Below are 15,725 nucleotides of genomic sequence, written 5' to 3'. Positions count from 1 at the left end.
AAATTTTCAAATTCAACAATGCAAATATCAATAGTTATATTGAATTATCCAAATTTATTTTTGTAGAAATTTTCAAAAACAAAAATAATCATGATTTTTTGACTTTATAGTGCCGCAAACAGACCACAAAGAGGAGAACATTATCAATCGTTGAGCTCAATCTAATTCTCCAGCTTTAACAAAATCTGCTCTCCAATATCTTTTCGTAGGGTAAGCGTATCACTCAAAATAGATAACAGACCTATCTTCGCTGTGTATCCCTTTCCGTGATAGGTGTCGGATAGGGCTGGCAAGTCATCCCCGACGTGATGAGGATATAACAACATTCCTCCTGCTGCAGACCAATAATCTGCATAAACGAATATTTGTCGTAAATCATGTGAGGAAATACTATCGTAACTGTAATGCTTCCACTTGGTATCGATTACAAAAACCTTCTTACTATCTATATGCTCCAATACAATATCGGGCCGGATACTTTTTGTCTTCCAGAAACGCTTTGACTCCTGTCCTTTGACTTTCCAGTCCTTTGATGCAAGCTGTAATTGGACCAGGATAAACTTCTCCCAAAGGTCATTCATATTAAACAATAGAGCCAGCATATTCTCCGTTCCTGACTTTACATTTGGTGCATAATCTAGAATAATTAACCTCGCTAACTCTAGAGCTGTACGGTAGGGCTCAGACTTGCGAGAGAAGGATAGCTGTTCAAAGGTTTTTGGGCTAATCAATGTGTCTGTTACCTCAGGAAAATGTAACTGTACTGTTTTGCAACGACCAAAACGATAGGTACCTCGAGACATCTTCGCTACAATATCGAGCGCTACTTTCATAACCTGGTGGAAGAGGTGATCTGTACCGTATACTTGATGTGTCGTAAAAAAACGCTCTTGATGAATGAAATTGTGTTGTATGTGCTTTCCGAAATCTAACTTTCCTTTAAGGGCTAGGGTATTTTTACTCTCTGTATAGTAGCTCTTGATAAGCCCTCGCTGTAATAAGGATTCAATTTCGGACAGAAACCAATCAAAGTAAATATCTAAAAGGTGTATATTCTGATGGTCTACAAAGGCATTACTAATCTTATCGACTCGCAATTGCTCGGTCTGACGGAGCATATCGATCAATACCCCCCGCCAGTCCACTGCCTTACCTACCCGCTGAATCTTTGGTAAAATTTCGATGGTAAGATCATCGATCTGCACGATACCTACGTAGCTTTTAAACTTTACGCCTTCATATATAGGATTAAAATACTTGCTCCCGTGCAGCTCGTTGTACTTCAGGAGTGCATCAAAGTGCCTTTTCTCGAATCGGACGGATGTACCATCTGGACAAGTGTAAATCTTGCCTAGAAATAAACTGTCAAACTCGTACACTTGAATCACTTGTGCCATGTTACTAGAGTTTCTGTATTGCTTCTAGGATATTGTCTTCTGAAACAGGGATGATCTTGTAGGTAGAACGAACCGAAGGCAAACGGATATCAAAGCTTAAGTTGGCGAAGAGGTCTCTGCCAGCGTCTAACTCTTCAGACTTCTTGGTTACAAACCCCTCACCCAATATCAATGCGATCTTTTCATCATCGTGATAGAAGTACTCCTGTAATAAGGGTATTATACAGTTTTTAAAGGTAGCAGATAAATCCTTAAGCGTTTTAACATTGATGAAGTAGGAATGTCCAATTTGATGATCTTTATCCAATAACGCTACTATTCGTTTATTGATTTTCTCTAAAATACCTCTCAAACTCAACTCGCCAACATAAGCATCTTTTAGCAATTCGAGATCTGGCATCATCTCTGTAAAAGAAAACCGTCTTCTTAGTGCCGTATCTAGAGCTTCGACACTCCTATCTGCAGTATTCATCGTACCGATGATGTATAGATTGGAAGGTACGAAAAACTTTTGTTTGCTATAAGGGAGTATTACTTCTAAGGCTTCGTCTCTTCCTGCACGCTTTGAGTCTTCTAGTAATGTGATAAGCTCTCCAAAAATAGCAGAAATGTTACCTCGGTTGATTTCATCTATGATGAGAACATAGGGCTTTCCAACTTGATCTTTAAAGTCTTCAAGCTTTACTTTCTGTAGAATCTCTTGTTTCTCTTCTTCTTTAATATTTTTAAAGCTGATCGTAGGTACTTGGTTATTTTTTATTTTCTGGTGAATTACATTCATGACAGCCCAATAGGCAGAAGCATTGTGTCCCCCAATAAGATCTCGATATGTCTGATTAATATTAGCGACATTTTCGAAATCTTCTAGCCCGTTGTAAAGTTTGGATATACGTGATTTAGAAACTATATAGGATCTTGCATCTTTATTATGTTTGATATGAATATTGTCACTTTGTGAAATACCATCTACCATGATATTTCCACCATTGCGGAGGGTAAAAGTATATTCGTTACCCTGACTTCTAACGTCTTCGATTTCATCTATAAGTAAATCATAGGCTTCTGAAAAGCTAAGTACTTTTTCGGCTAATGTTAATCGACTTAATTCGACAATGTCCAGAGCGGCTTTATTACTGATATCTTTGAAAATACCATCCACAACTTTGTATTTCACAAATCCGTCTCCCGCTTCTGGCTTTTCAGGTTTGATCCCTTCTATAAAGTCTTCATAAGACATGGATTGATGAAAGGTTGTAAAAATGATTTGCCCTGTATCAACTTTTTTATCAAATAATTCTTTGACAGCAGATCTATCGGTCCAGTCCAGGACCTGTACTTCTTTGTCATTAATGATCTCCAAAGCACGATTAATCGTATTGTAAGTTTTACCTGTACCTGGAGGGCCAAAAAGAATTTGATTTAGTGGCATATCGGTATATGTTGGGGGGGTGATAAAATCTGATTCATTCTCGATAACATCTCCTCTATCCAAAACTTGATACAGGATATCCTGAGCTAAAACAAAATACTTGTTATCTTTAAAGGTGCAATCTTTTAAATAATCTGCATGAATAGCTTTAAGTTCATGATCTACTAGTATATAATCGCTGATCAAATCATCCACAAGCTGTAGGTAGTCGAAATACCTTTCCCCTGATTTTACAGGCGAGAGTCCTATAAGCTGGCAATACTTTCTATAAAATGAACTCTTGTAAAACGTGTAGCCTTCTGGATATGCAAAGGTCATAAGAGTGGCTACCGTCCTTTCATCAATGCCTCCGTTGAGATTTGGAAATTTATCTTTGTAAGCTGAGTTTATAACACTGGCAAATTCTGGGAATCTCTTTTCAAAGTCAACCTCTTCGTTGTACAATTTTAAAAGCTGACTTCTGAGAAATTCGGGTTCATTATTTGCAAAAAATTTAAGTGTAGACAAAGCGCTACTATGGTATATAAGGTTTTTGAAATCTATTTGCGCATACATTGCTGTAAAATCAGCGGCATTAATATCCCATTTCTTTTGAAAGTCTGCAATTAGAAAGAACTTATATATTTCAGTTGAATTTCCGTTACTTCTAACCAAACTTTTGTATCGCTCGATGAGTTCCTTAATAACCCTAGCTTGATTATTCTCGCGTTCATTTTTTTCGACAATATCAAAGCCTAAGTTTCTAATCCATTTATTAGTGGGTTCACCCCCACCGTATTGCCAATAATATTCGCCCGTAGCAAATTCATGAGCAACACGCATAAGTTCTTTCGGAGGGTAATATACATCGTTAACTAAAGCATCGTATCGGGTAGAATCTCGAAATTGATGCTCACCTTTATTAATTTTTTCGGCAGCAGCAAGAACATGTGCCCTAGTGATTTTCTGAGGTTCAAAAGTCATTTATCTTTTCTAACAAGTTATAGATTTTCTATTTTAATGAAGCACATTTATTTACAGTAAGTAGTAGACAGGAGCATTTCATTGGTTAATAAGACTACAGCAAGATGATCCTTAAACTACTGCTCTATAAAGTCTTCTCCAAGATACTTGAAATCTAATAGTGAATCAAATAATATTGTATAAAAATACAAGCAATACAAATAGCTTTTGTACGGGAAACCGTAGTGATATTCGCTCGACTAAGATTAATTTTAAAATCGGATTCTAGTATATCGAATATACGGAGTATTCATTACTTTTATCCTCGATTATTAATTGCCAAACAAACGATTATTACGGAACAACACGCTCACACTCCCCTAGGATAATACAAATAAAGGGAGACTGAAAGCAGTAGCCATCTGGTAAACTAAAAAATGGAAATATGACAACAAAAAATATATTCTTAATCCTATTGACATTCTTGTCATTCTCAGCTTTGGGACAGCAAGATCAGTCTGAGGATGCCGGACTCCCCAAACTGGCCGATATCATAGGCTTTTGGAAAAAAGTGGAAATCCCGAACGAGAGCAAGGCTAATAAGGTGAACCCCTGGCCGCAGAAATACCAATGGTTCTCATTTTACGAAAACGGAAAAGTATACTCGATGATGGCTGACAAGGACTACGACTACACATCGGAGGACCTGAAGGAAATATTCGATATGCTACCCGCAGACAAGACGCCCAACTATGAGTATGATGGAGAATACGTAACTATTGATAATAAAGAAAATGAGGACTATCTGGAACTGTGGGGCGTGAATCTGTTTTATAGGGACATCAAGAAGCTTAATATTAAAAAGGGAAATCTGATGATGACACTGGATGATGGTAATGAAAGGATGATCTATTTTCGGCTATTAAAGCGGATAGAATAGCTCCATTGGTAAGGAGCTAATGAATGTTGATGAACTACAAAAAAGAGACTGATAATTGAGCTGTAAATGAGAAAGTACCTATCGCGCAAATACCTGGGTCTGCTGTTCACTACCTTAGTTTCTTTAAGTTTCGTGTATATGTTCCTTACAAAGGAAGAAATCAAGTCGAAGGATGACCTGATAAAGGTAGAAGGACGAATGGTGAACTACGATTTTAAGGAGATCGTGAAATATAAACGTACCCTACATGAATATTATCTGACGCTGGATACGTATAGAAACGTGTTTCAAATACCTGCGGATTATTTGAACATCTTTGAGGAGCAGTATTTTCTATCGACTGTACGTAAGGGAGACATCTTAACGCTCTCTATCCCTAAAGGTCAAGTAAAACTACTGAATACGGAGGAGAATGTCCGGATCACTTCGATGGCAAGCCAAGGAAGGCATTATTTACGCCAGGAAGATGTAATAGAAATGGAACAAAGTAATATGCTGCTGTATGGAGCGCTATTTATATTTGGTATGGGCGTTATAATATTCAGAACTAGCAAAGACTGAATATGGGATTGAGCAACCAAGTTACTTTTCACTATTATGCCCCTAGTGTTGTACCTACCCTAGGAGATCTTATTTCTATACCTATACACTTATTCCCTAAAAAATAAACGCTCAAAAATAAAATGGCTATGAATACCTATGAGTATCTGAAAACGATTGATTTACAAAAAATTTATTTGATAGAAAATGATGATGAAACAATCGCAGAACTAAAAATAATTGGTGATGCTCTACAAAGCTTCTTATTAAAAGACTTTGATGCTATTCTAGATGATCCAAAAGAAATTACATTAACTGAAATAGAATATGAAAACCCAGATTATAGACAATCTGCAACTGGAATTATTTTCAGACTGTCCTTCCCCCATGAAGAAAGCTTTCAACTCCACATTGAAGTTCTAATTGATTCTGGAAGGATATTAGTCGGAATGAAAGGAAATCCGAAAAGTGATGCATTAAAAAGGTTATATTTAAAAATCAAATCCAATTATAATTCAGAATTAAAAACTGATTTGAAACTAGTACAGTGAAATCCGTAGATTTAGTAGGAATATTATATGTGAAAGATTATCTCGCTGACAAAAACACTTTAGCATGATAGATATTATCATAAAGGGATATCGGAGTATGTTTAATCGAAGACATGTTATGAAAAAAAATCTAAAAGAGGCTGTGGAAAGTAAAAATGAGCAGCGGCTTATGCAATGTATTGACTATAGACGTTCTGATAGCTTTGATAATGATTGCTATGAATATATCGAGAAAGCCCTCGTAGGAACTTGGCATAGTCGGCATGAGGATCTGGTTGATACAATTTATTTAGAAAGATTAACGGATGATCGATTTGTAGATCCGATATTAAATATCGCACTAAATCAAGAGCAGTTCAGATGGTATGACGATGAGCTAGAAGCGACATTAAGAAAATGCGTACACGCTTTAAAAACGATTAATACGGAGAAATCCAACCAAGCGTTAAAACAATTAGAAGACCTGAACAATGATAATGTGAAGTATGCTCTTGAGATGTGGGGAGCGAAATAATTTAAAATATTTTTAAAAGATCTAAACGAACGTACAAATAGCTGTAAGGTGAAAATATACCAGCATTATGGAAGACTATAAACTCGAAAAGACTATTTGGACTGAATACGACTATGAACAGATGGGCTGGCATGATGCGAGTATCTATGGTTTTATATTTCAGAATGACAATATAGATAGTACTACTACGGACCTGCTTTTTGATATTGATTATATCTTCAAATGGGTACATCCTGTACCCCCGAAAGGCAATTTCTCCTTTTGGGTCGCTCCCATGTACCCAGGCTGGCGCTTCACTGTTTGAAGTGCCTAATAACGGCAAAACAGCACCTCTTTACAAAGAGATGTACACTTATATCGCTATAGAAAGCCTGCACTATTAAGGAAAAAATAAGCTTTATACAATATATCCCCTGCGAATGCAAGGGATATATCTGATCTATTATAATTCTAAAGGGTGCGGATTCATAAAATTATTACTGTATAAATATAAGTCCTATACAACAGCGGTGCGTAGTTAAATCTATCAAACGCGTTAAATATTGTTTCCCTATTCCACACAACTCTAAAAACAAAATTACTCATCTTTAAAACCTTACATCAATGACAAGAGGCTTTATACGCATTTCGCCTATATAGCTGGATTGGCAAAGAATTCTGTATATTAGTTTAGCCAAGACAATTCTAACAGGCAATGTTCAATGAGATGATTTTAAATAAATTATTCAATGATAAAATCCCAACTTATTTTAGACATTTTTGACCTAATATTTGAAGACTTTGAATTCGAAGAAAGACTTCGCCACCAAATCCCATTTCTAAAAGAAGGAAAAACGGAACATAGTACAATAGGACTATTTGTATATTTTGATGCAGAGAGGGGAATTGAAAAATATAAAATCCCAACCGAAAATATAGAAACCAAAGATATTAATGGAAACGCTATCGAGAGAATTGACGGTGTCCATTTGAAAAATAGTGAATTGAAAATTTTAGCGGACATAAATGTTCATATTAAAGCCGGAATTATAGATTGCGTAGAAATATGGAATATGATTAACGATTATCCAACTACTGAACCAAGCAAATATGAGCTTGAACAAGTTTGGGTTAAATCGAAAAAGAGGAAATTAATTAGAGATTAAACGTAGGCTGCCCTTCAATATTTAAAGGACCTCCCCCCTCTTTCCATGATTGCCCTCTGCTAGTCCTGCTTTATAAGAAAGACTATAAAAATACAGAAAACTCTCTTGTGTCTTTTACTCATTCTACAATAGAGTACTCTTTAGCTAAACCAATAGCTATTCATTTCTTCTAAAAACACTTTATCTGATATCGGGAGCTCTGAACTTAATACGGAGTCAATCCCGCAATTCGGACAAATAGCAGTTTCTCCCTCATCCGGCTCATCAATCCATTCAACTATCTCATGAGGCATGTAGATTTGTAGACAATAAAAACAACCACATAACGAGCCAGATAAAATTTCATCCTTATGTGATGAGCTTTTGATATGCGCCTTATTCAAAAAATCCAGTGTGTACTTTGACTTAAAACCATACATAAATCAACAATAGTAATTGTTTGTCCTATACAAGGTAGGAAAATCGGGACTAAGATTATACTTTTAAATATATTGATCACATAACTTCTCAAAAATTATATCTATATTTAGTATGCACAGAGGCTCAAAACCAATAAAGCTATTAGATATGAGTAAACTAGAAAAGTACAAAGACGGAAATAAAAGAGTATTAGATGTTACCTTTTTCTTATCACCAATAGTAGGCGTTTTTGCACTTCTGTTTTCAAACACTCATTCACGCGCTATTAAAATCACTACCCTGCTGGCTGCTATTACCGGGTTGATAGCTTCGGCGATCATATACTCATAGATTAAGGAAGAGAATTAAATCCTATAGGTTTTACACTGACGATGGGCCCCATGTTGGAGCTTCAATGCTTGAAGTGCCTAATAACGGTCAATAACTCGGCTGTCTCTGCAGAGTTCGCTTTCATTGGCTTCTTCCAGCCAAGTATGGTTCTATCGTCCTTGTCGCGCTTGGTAGGATCGACCCGCACGACACCATTGCGTATGATGAGATCGTCTCCGATAATAACTCCTATATAGTCGCAGTCCAGCCCCTGAGCGGTATGGAGGCTGGCGGAGAAGCCGGTTACGCAATGCTGTAGGATAGTCAAATACCCGGAAATCGTAATCGATGCCTTGGAAATCTTCGTTGACGGTTTCTTCAATCTGCAAGGGATTGTCTTCCCAGACAAGGTAGCCATCGGAACCATTGTAGCGGAACTGGGACTGTAGCATCTTTATCGATGAGTTTTACTCACTGGGTAAGGTACCCGTCTATAGCCAGGATCGCTATTTCCTATCATTTACCATTTTAACTTTGGCCAAAACCTCTTCCACCAAGCTATCCATTCTTGAAAAAGCAAACCACTTCTTTCCCAGATCTTTCAACGATGCGCCTATATGGTAAAGCTCGCTACCGTCAATAATAAAAAATCGGTCATGGCTCTGTTTAAATTCATGGATCGCAACGTCTGGGTATTGTTGATTGTGCTTTTCTACATCCAGGCGCAATTGCTTGCTGATGCTAGCGGTGTAGATATGTACTTTTACGTTCTTTTTCCTTTTGCTCAATAGCGTTAATACGGTATCATCTACATAGTTATCAATGAGGACGATGGAAGATCTCGCTTTTTTTATAACATCACTGGCAAATTTATAAGCGTCATACACTTGGCCATCAAAAAACAACCCTTGATGGGGTAAATCGGAGGATTTAATTTGAAAATCGATATTCTGCACCTTATTGACCAAACCTTCTACGGTATTTTCCAGACGACTCATCCGTTGATTTAGCACATAACCCTTTAACATATAGTCCCGTAGCACATTGGTTGCCCAGATACGAAATTGTGTACCTTGTCTTGATTTAACACGGTAACCTACAGATATAATCATATCGAGATTATAGTATTCAATCTTTCTTTTTACGTTTCTGCTTCCTTCTTTCTGAACTGTCAAGGATTCCTTGATAGTTGCTTGCTTGTCTAATTCTCCTTCTTTAAAGCAGTTGGAGATATGCAAACTAATATTTTGCTTTGTTTGCTGAAATAACTCAGCCATTTGCTGTTGAGATAACCAAACCGTGTCGTCCTCTATCCTTACTTCGATCCGTTCAGGTAAATTATCAGCTTGGTAAAGTATGATTTCATTGTTAGCCATGGATTCTCATAATTGGTATTAAGCTTAGTGTCTATTAATCGGTCATACGCGAATATAACTGTAAATGAACAACTAAACAAACAATATTATATAAAATACAAGGACTAGAAATAGCTTTTGTACGGGAAACTGTAGCGTTATTAGCTCTACTAAAAAAAATCAATTGGTAAATGGATGGGGACCGGTATACTTCTAGCTTAGTATTCTGTCACATTCTTTTCAATTGAAGGTTTGTCAAAATTTCCCTCAGTCTTTTGGCTCTTGTTTCAGGCTTCTTAGCGGTTTGTAATCTAAAATTGATAGCAAATTTATTGGTCTTGCTAAGGGATTGATAAAATGTTTCTGCTTCTTTATCCTTTGCTAATTCTTGCAACAAGTCTTCGGCATCCTGCATCGTAGTATGTGAGTCGTAAGCTCTTGCCCATCGACCATCAGTTTTAGCCTTTTCAATTTCTACATACCCTCTGGGCATCATCTTTCCGTCTGCAATGAGTTTTCCCACTATACCAATATTGCGTTTTGACCAAATGCTCTGTGCTCGTCTTGGTGTGTATTTCTGCAAATACGATTGTTCATCATAGCCTTTGCGCTGTCCGTCAATCCAACCAAAGCAAAGCGCTTCGTCCAAAGCTTCTGTAATTTTTATGGATTCTATTCCGGAGTTAACTTTGAACACTTGTAACCAAATGCCTTCCTGCATATCTTGATTTTTAGCTAACCAATGCCGCCAGGCTTCTTGGGATTTAAAAGATTTGATTATCGCTTCTGCCATCGAAATGCCTTTAATATTCTTTTTTAATCACAAAAAATGAACCTCTTATTGTCCCTGCCAATTTTGATTTCTGCCGGGCAAATTTAAATTTGTTCAGTTCTTCCGGCACTTCCATACCTTCGGAAAGTTTGAAACCTACGGCTCTTTTCTTGGGGTTGTCTAAGGTATATAGTACATTTATGGAAAGACCGCTTTCATAAAAAACAAACACCCATTTAATTCCTTCTACAAGTAGTGACGCGGTTTCTAATGGTTTTGATGCAATGACAATATTGCGTTCTTCCTTTAGAATTTTTGTGATCCAATCCAAAGTTTCTGTGCTATCTGAAACTGGAGTTGTTACAAATTCTGCTTTGTATTTGTTTTGAAAATATCGGGCTTCATTGGCCCGTAAGCCAGCAAGTGCAGATGCAAACGGTGATGTTTCTAATCCTTTCTCGTTAACATTTTTAAAATCTACTAAATAGCTCATAGTTATATTTTATGCATTGGTATTGAATAGTTCCACTCAATATTCATCAGTTAGTTGAATAATTTTGTCGCCGAAGAAAACAAAAACAGATTTTCCTTTTAGCTCTAATTTATCTCCTTTTTTCAATCCATTTGGAAAGTCCATTGCTAAAGTCGCAGAATAATCTACTTCTATTTCCGTGGTGCCATTGTTGTGTTTTAAGAAAGTGATTTGTTGTTGTCTATTATCGAAAAATGATTTCGCTTGTTCGGCTTGTTGCTTAAACTCATTTATTCCATTCAATATCATATTCACTGTGCCATTCTGAACATTTTTAAAAATGATATTGTCGTCAAAATCACAAATCATTTTTTCTATATCGAACTCATTGTAACCGTCAATATAGTTCTGAATTATTTTTTGTCTTCCTTCGTTCATGTTGTCATAAGTTTAGTTTTTGACAGTTATTTCGTACCAATGACAGATTACCTAAGGTGAGCTCGCAAGCTCGGTTTACAAACGATGCCGTCATCGCGAGGCTACGACCGCCGAAGGCAGATGCGTAGCAAACCGATCTAGAAGCTATATATCGTAAAGCCATTTTTAAGATTGCTTCGTCACCGCCTACTGGCTGGATCCTCGCAAAGACGGATTAAAGTTACGTTCTGTCATTAGACCTCCTTTGTGTTTGTTAAAAAATCTTACCTCTCCCAATGACCGCTAACAGTTTGAATATTGCTGAAGGCGGGGACTTTAGGGCTGAAAGCTTAAATTCAGCTCTGAGGTGAACCAAAACAAATTCCTATGCGTTAAATTTAAGAAAAAAGTTAATATAACCACGAAGTGCTCACGAATTCCTCTGAAAACAAACAAGACATGAGTAATTGGTTTTTCGCGAAATAAAAAACTATGCAGCCAAGTTGACTTAATCGTATTTCTACTGTAAAACAGACAGATAACTTAGTTTCTATTCAGCAACTTCAAATAGGTGAGAATTATACCGCTGTGCTCCGCCTCATGATAATTTGATGCTTTAAGTGCTTCAATATGATTTTTTACGTGAAATCCGATTGGTAACTCAAAGGGAGTATAGTGAACAAATATATTAGATTCTAGATCTAATTCAAGCTTGTCTACCGTATCAATCAATAGATGCTTCACTTCTTCAACATTTGGAGACACTTTCCAAGATGCCGGAGAAGATCCTATTTTAAAACATTCCTCAAATTTCTTGGAAATATGCATTGGTAAACCGCTGCGCATGTACATGTGTCTTTGCTGGGATGTAATACAATGGCCAACGTGCCAAATTATATTATTGTTAAAGGATTCTGGGATTTTGAACAAAGTGACCGGATCGCAGTCTTCAATTATTTGCAACAGTCTAGTCCTGCTTGCTCTTAAAATTTCACACTCGAAAGATGCGTTTATCATTTTATTGGGTTTATCTGTTACTGTCGAAAGAAGTTTACGTGTATTTGAAAGAAAAATGGATACCAGTACTAGCCCTGCGCCAGATAACATTATAAAGGTAACGTCTTTCATCTATCAATAAATATATCAATTTTTAGTATGTTTAGGTACGGGAACCAGTTAGTGTGATCAAAACATGAAAATATCAACGAATAAAAAAGGAAACGAAGGTATCTTACATCTAGCTTTGGAAACGGCAACATTGACTAACTCTCTAGTTTGATTGTATATGAATAAGCTTTTATTAGTATTTTTTGTGAGCTTGACAGCTTTTGCCTATGGTCAGAATACAAGTGATATTGGTTTTGATATCATGGATTTCAACAGTAAGATGAAGACTGCAGAATGGCTCTACCGCTATGATATAGTAGCATGGCACACATCAGATAGTGTGATGGCGCAGGATCCGAACGAGATAAAGCGTTTGGGGAATGAGTGGTTCTGCTTTGAAAGAAATGGCAGCTGGCACGCTATATATGGAAAATATGAAGTGAACAAGTTCGATCTTGTATTTCATTTTAAAATTAGTGACGATCTGAAGGTGAATAAGACAAATGAAGCAGTGGACACGACTTTGCTTCACAGATACGCTAGAGCATTGCAGACGGCAAACAATGAGTTAAAATCGATTAAAGACACGGTCAATCTAAGATTTAATCAGTATATCAAAGAAAATGAAGACCAAACGTTTACGGTATGGATCTTGCCGGCATTCCAACCAAATAATGTAGCGGTATATGGTGCTGAGTTTATTTATACCATAGACTATGCGGGCACACGGATTATTGATGATAAGAGTTATTATCAAGGGCAGTTTAAAGGTTTTAAAGTAGGTACTCCTAGAGAAATAGGGATGGATTTTACCGAAATTGAAAAGCCGACTTTGGGTTCGATATTCTTTGCGTGGTATTATAAATCGTACTTCACCAAAATCCTGATCGAGAACTCAAAAAGCATCAGTACGCCATTTCAATCCAATGGCACGTGGACTTGGATCCACGCGAAAAAAGAATAGTGATGCAGGAATCTGCATGAAGGCTCAATCGGTGAAGCTGTTATTTTGTAGCTTTATTGAATACACACAAATAAACCATGACAATGAATAGAAAAGGAATTACGCTTCTTATAACTATCCTTGCGCTATTTTCAACGAGACTACTGGTAGCACAAGTGATGTTGAAGGTAGATTATAAAGAAATAGAACGTCGTATACAGGATAAGAATAAAGACTCTCATTACCCGAAGTTACTGAAGCGATATAATGCTTTTGATAAGACGTTGACTCCAGAGGAGTATATGTTAATCTACTATGGTTTTTCTTTTCAAAACACTTATCTCTCCGCCCAAAATGCGGATGGAAAATTAGCTGAAATAGCGAAATCAAAGGATTACAAAAAGCTGATCGCTGAATGCGAGAGGGTGCTACAGATAAACCCGGTGAGCTTAAGTGCAAATAACCTCATGGCTATGGCACTGTTTGAATCCAAAAAGACTGAAGAAGGTCTGAAATACCAGAATAGGTATAGGGCGATACGCAAAACAATCGCTACCAGTGGTGACGGACGGTCGTGCGAGACTGCGCTAAAGGTAATCTTTATAGCAGATGAGTATAACATGCTGTACTCCTACTTTGATGTAGAAAAAATACACGGACAGAAGCTCGTGGGACTTTGTGATTACTTTGAGGTAGACCCTACGCAGTACCTACAAGCTAAAGATATCTACTTTGATATATCGAGAAAACTGATCGCTACGCAAAAAAGGCTTGAGGGCAAGAAATAATAACGGGATTAATTACATTTACTCCTCATTCGAGATAAATACCTCTGGCCTTTAATACAGTCTGTAACTTTAGCTTAAGGAGATCGTCGGGATAATTGCCATATCTGGTATACGCTTTTCTGTCTCTAATTTCAAAGTATTGTGGTGAATATATTTTTGCAATCTTGTCGGGATGTAAATGTATAACCGAAAAATAGACTTCGTCTTTGAAAGGAATGATCTCTGGCTTCACGGTAATACTATATTTGTAGGCGTGATTATAATCTTGGACTGAATATGGAGAGGCCCACCTTCCCTCGGTAGTTATATACATAGGAAAGTACTGGTACTTTTGGTGATATAAAACGCCATCAACTTTTGATACAAAGAGCATGACGGTATTGTGCTCTGCAACCTCGGGATTGCCCTCATGATCATACAGTACAAAATCGATCGTATCTTTATCATAGTGACCATGGATCTTATCTAGTACCTTATATTTGGCTTCATATTTATAACCAAGCTTCTGCCACCCGCTGAATATGGTATCTTGTCCGTTAATAATGGTATCGATTCCAAACATTTTATCATTCGTATCCCTTTCCAAACTTATTTTTTCGCCAATGAATACGATGAGATCATCTTTTACTATTTGGGACTGGCTATCATATGAAAAAAGAATAAAGATAGTTAACAATAATGGCCGTAGGGATATTTTAAAAAAGGTTGGATACATAGGACAAATATCTAAATTTAAGGTGTCATCACGAATAGGATGATTTATATGGAACGATTCCATATTCTAAAATTTTATAGTTTGTATTCTCAGAGATTAAAGCATTTGCCCGCCCTTCGTATTTAGCTATAATTTCACTTAGCATCGCTTTGTTTTAATTTCTGTAGGGTCTACCCTCCGATGAGGATTAGCATGAACCATGACGCCCTATTAATACTGAATTTTATTTACTAATTGTTTTCTCGTAATCAGATAAAGATTTCCATATTTCTTCAATTTCTGGCCATACATTATCAGTAAAATCAGTATCTGTATTAACCAAAATTATTTTGCCGATTTTAGTTGTAGAGTTAAAATACATTGCCGTGAAAACTCCGGGGTCAGAACCATTGTGACCAACCAAATCACTTTCAATATTTAAAATATGATGAATAAAGTATGATGAATAAGAAATAGATTTAGAATCGAAAAGCCAATAATTGCGCTTAAATTTGCTTTGAATTTAAAAAGAAAAAGCAATGATAACGGGAATTTACGAAACACATATACAAGTACGGGATTTAGAAAAATCATTAAAATTCTACACTGAAATTTTAGGTTTAAAATTTGCACATCGTGACGAAACCCGTCCTATTATCTTTCTTTGGATTGGTGAAAACAAAGACTATATGTTGGGCCTTTGGCAGACAGACGAAGAAATTGAACCGCGCCATTTTGCATTCAGCAGTACAAAGGAGTTTATCCTAAACGATGCTGTCAACTTCCTGAATAAAAACCAACTGGAACCTTACAATTTCTTGAAAAATGGCACAAGTGATCCAATGGTATTCGCATGGATGCCGGCCTTAGCAATTTATTTCAAAGATCCTGATGGAAACAATCTTGAATTCATTTCCCTGCTGGAGGGTGATGCAAAACCAGAATTGGGTGTTGTGTCTTATCAGGATTGGATGAATAGGAAGTGATGTG

19 protein-coding genes and 1 pseudogene are annotated in these 15,725 nt (G+C 36.7%); 10 read left to right on the top strand and 10 right to left on the bottom strand.

Translation table 11 applies throughout. The features are described 5' to 3' along the window. Positions 1–161: 161 nt before the first annotated feature. Together CLV99_RS11105 and CLV99_RS11100 are read right to left on the bottom strand one after the other, a co-directional pair. Positions 162–1,397 (bottom strand): McrC family protein, encoded by a 1,236-nt coding sequence (locus CLV99_RS11105; RefSeq protein ID WP_133584560.1) that lies wholly within the window; start codon positions 1,395–1,397, stop codon positions 162–164. A gap of 4 nt (positions 1,398–1,401) precedes the next feature. Next, a complete protein-coding gene (locus CLV99_RS11100; protein WP_133584559.1) occupies positions 1,402–3,789 on the bottom strand; it encodes an McrB family protein in 2,388 nt (795 codons plus the stop codon). 424 nt (positions 3,790–4,213) lie between these two features. Between CLV99_RS11100 and CLV99_RS11095 the strand changes: the two genes are divergently transcribed. The 7 genes from CLV99_RS11095 to CLV99_RS11060 all read left to right on the top strand — a co-directional run bounded on the left by CLV99_RS11095 (position 4,214) and on the right by CLV99_RS11060 (position 8,208). Next, the gene (locus CLV99_RS11095; protein ID WP_133584558.1) at positions 4,214–4,708 is read left to right on the top strand and encodes a hypothetical protein; all 495 of its coding nucleotides are present in this window, start codon (positions 4,214–4,216) and stop codon (positions 4,706–4,708) included. Positions 4,709–4,774: 66 nt separating this feature from the next. Then, a complete protein-coding gene (locus tag CLV99_RS11090; protein WP_133584557.1) occupies positions 4,775–5,269 on the top strand; it encodes a hypothetical protein in 495 nt (164 codons plus the stop codon). 128 nt (positions 5,270–5,397) lie between these two features. Next, on the top strand, positions 5,398–5,799 hold the full coding sequence (locus tag CLV99_RS11085) for a hypothetical protein (protein WP_133584556.1): 402 nt from the start codon (positions 5,398–5,400) through the stop codon (positions 5,797–5,799). Between the two features lie 64 nt (positions 5,800–5,863). Next, a complete protein-coding gene (locus CLV99_RS11080) occupies positions 5,864–6,313 on the top strand; it encodes a hypothetical protein (protein WP_133584555.1) in 450 nt (149 codons plus the stop codon). A gap of 67 nt (positions 6,314–6,380) precedes the next feature. Beyond that, complete coding sequence (locus CLV99_RS11075; RefSeq protein ID WP_133584554.1) at positions 6,381–6,617, top strand: hypothetical protein; 237 nt, start codon at positions 6,381–6,383, stop codon at positions 6,615–6,617. A gap of 424 nt (positions 6,618–7,041) precedes the next feature. Further along, entirely contained in the window at positions 7,042–7,458 is a 417-nt protein-coding gene (locus CLV99_RS11070) for a hypothetical protein (RefSeq protein WP_133584553.1), read from the top strand. Between the two features lie 567 nt (positions 7,459–8,025). Then, a complete protein-coding gene (locus tag CLV99_RS11060) occupies positions 8,026–8,208 on the top strand; it encodes a hypothetical protein (protein WP_133584551.1) in 183 nt (60 codons plus the stop codon). Positions 8,209–8,269: 61 nt separating this feature from the next. On the opposite strand, the gene CLV99_RS11055 is transcribed toward CLV99_RS11060, so the two are convergent. The 7 genes and pseudogenes from CLV99_RS11055 to CLV99_RS11030 all read right to left on the bottom strand — a co-directional run bounded on the left by CLV99_RS11055 (position 8,270) and on the right by CLV99_RS11030 (position 12,220). Next, positions 8,270–8,515: a DNA/RNA helicase domain-containing protein gene (locus CLV99_RS11055; protein WP_394347253.1), complete on the bottom strand. Its 246-nt coding sequence runs from the start codon at positions 8,513–8,515 to the stop codon at positions 8,270–8,272. A gap of 24 nt (positions 8,516–8,539) precedes the next feature. Next, positions 8,540–8,639 (bottom strand): annotated as a pseudogene (locus CLV99_RS23560) (hypothetical protein); the annotation flags it as partial. Between the two features lie 54 nt (positions 8,640–8,693). Next, positions 8,694–9,563 (bottom strand): virulence RhuM family protein, encoded by an 870-nt coding sequence (locus CLV99_RS11050; RefSeq protein ID WP_133584550.1) that lies wholly within the window; start codon positions 9,561–9,563, stop codon positions 8,694–8,696. A 208-nt stretch (positions 9,564–9,771) separates the two neighbouring features. Then, positions 9,772–10,335 carry a YdeI/OmpD-associated family protein gene (locus CLV99_RS11045; protein ID WP_133584549.1) on the bottom strand — a complete coding sequence of 188 codons (564 nt, stop codon included), beginning with the start codon at positions 10,333–10,335 and terminating at the stop codon, positions 9,772–9,774. A gap of 10 nt (positions 10,336–10,345) precedes the next feature. After that, positions 10,346–10,807: a phage tail protein gene (locus tag CLV99_RS11040; RefSeq protein ID WP_133584548.1), complete on the bottom strand. Its 462-nt coding sequence runs from the start codon at positions 10,805–10,807 to the stop codon at positions 10,346–10,348. Between the two features lie 36 nt (positions 10,808–10,843). Beyond that, positions 10,844–11,224, bottom strand: coding sequence for a nuclear transport factor 2 family protein (locus tag CLV99_RS11035; protein WP_133584547.1), 381 nt, complete (start codon positions 11,222–11,224; stop codon positions 10,844–10,846). A gap of 522 nt (positions 11,225–11,746) precedes the next feature. Further along, complete coding sequence (locus tag CLV99_RS11030; RefSeq protein ID WP_133584604.1) at positions 11,747–12,220, bottom strand: DinB family protein; 474 nt, start codon at positions 12,218–12,220, stop codon at positions 11,747–11,749. 268 nt (positions 12,221–12,488) lie between these two features. On the opposite strand from CLV99_RS11030, the gene CLV99_RS11025 reads away from it, so the two are divergent. Continuing rightward, positions 12,489–13,274: a hypothetical protein gene (locus CLV99_RS11025; RefSeq protein WP_133584546.1), complete on the top strand. Its 786-nt coding sequence runs from the start codon at positions 12,489–12,491 to the stop codon at positions 13,272–13,274. A gap of 83 nt (positions 13,275–13,357) precedes the next feature. Then, positions 13,358–14,041 carry a DUF4919 domain-containing protein gene (locus tag CLV99_RS11020; protein WP_162850096.1) on the top strand — a complete coding sequence of 228 codons (684 nt, stop codon included), beginning with the start codon at positions 13,358–13,360 and terminating at the stop codon, positions 14,039–14,041. 25 nt (positions 14,042–14,066) lie between these two features. On the opposite strand, the gene CLV99_RS11015 is transcribed toward CLV99_RS11020, so the two are convergent. Beyond that, complete coding sequence (locus CLV99_RS11015; protein WP_133584544.1) at positions 14,067–14,756, bottom strand: hypothetical protein; 690 nt, start codon at positions 14,754–14,756, stop codon at positions 14,067–14,069. Positions 14,757–15,274: 518 nt separating this feature from the next. On the opposite strand from CLV99_RS11015, the gene CLV99_RS11005 reads away from it, so the two are divergent. Continuing rightward, positions 15,275–15,721 (top strand): VOC family protein, encoded by a 447-nt coding sequence (locus tag CLV99_RS11005; protein WP_133584543.1) that lies wholly within the window; start codon positions 15,275–15,277, stop codon positions 15,719–15,721. The last annotated feature ends 4 nt before the right edge of the window (positions 15,722–15,725 follow it).

The sequence above is a fragment of the Sphingobacterium yanglingense genome (assembly GCF_004363245.1).
In the GTDB taxonomy this organism is placed as follows: domain Bacteria; phylum Bacteroidota; class Bacteroidia; order Sphingobacteriales; family Sphingobacteriaceae; genus Sphingobacterium; species Sphingobacterium yanglingense.
This window is presented reverse-complemented; position numbering and strand designations above follow the sequence as displayed.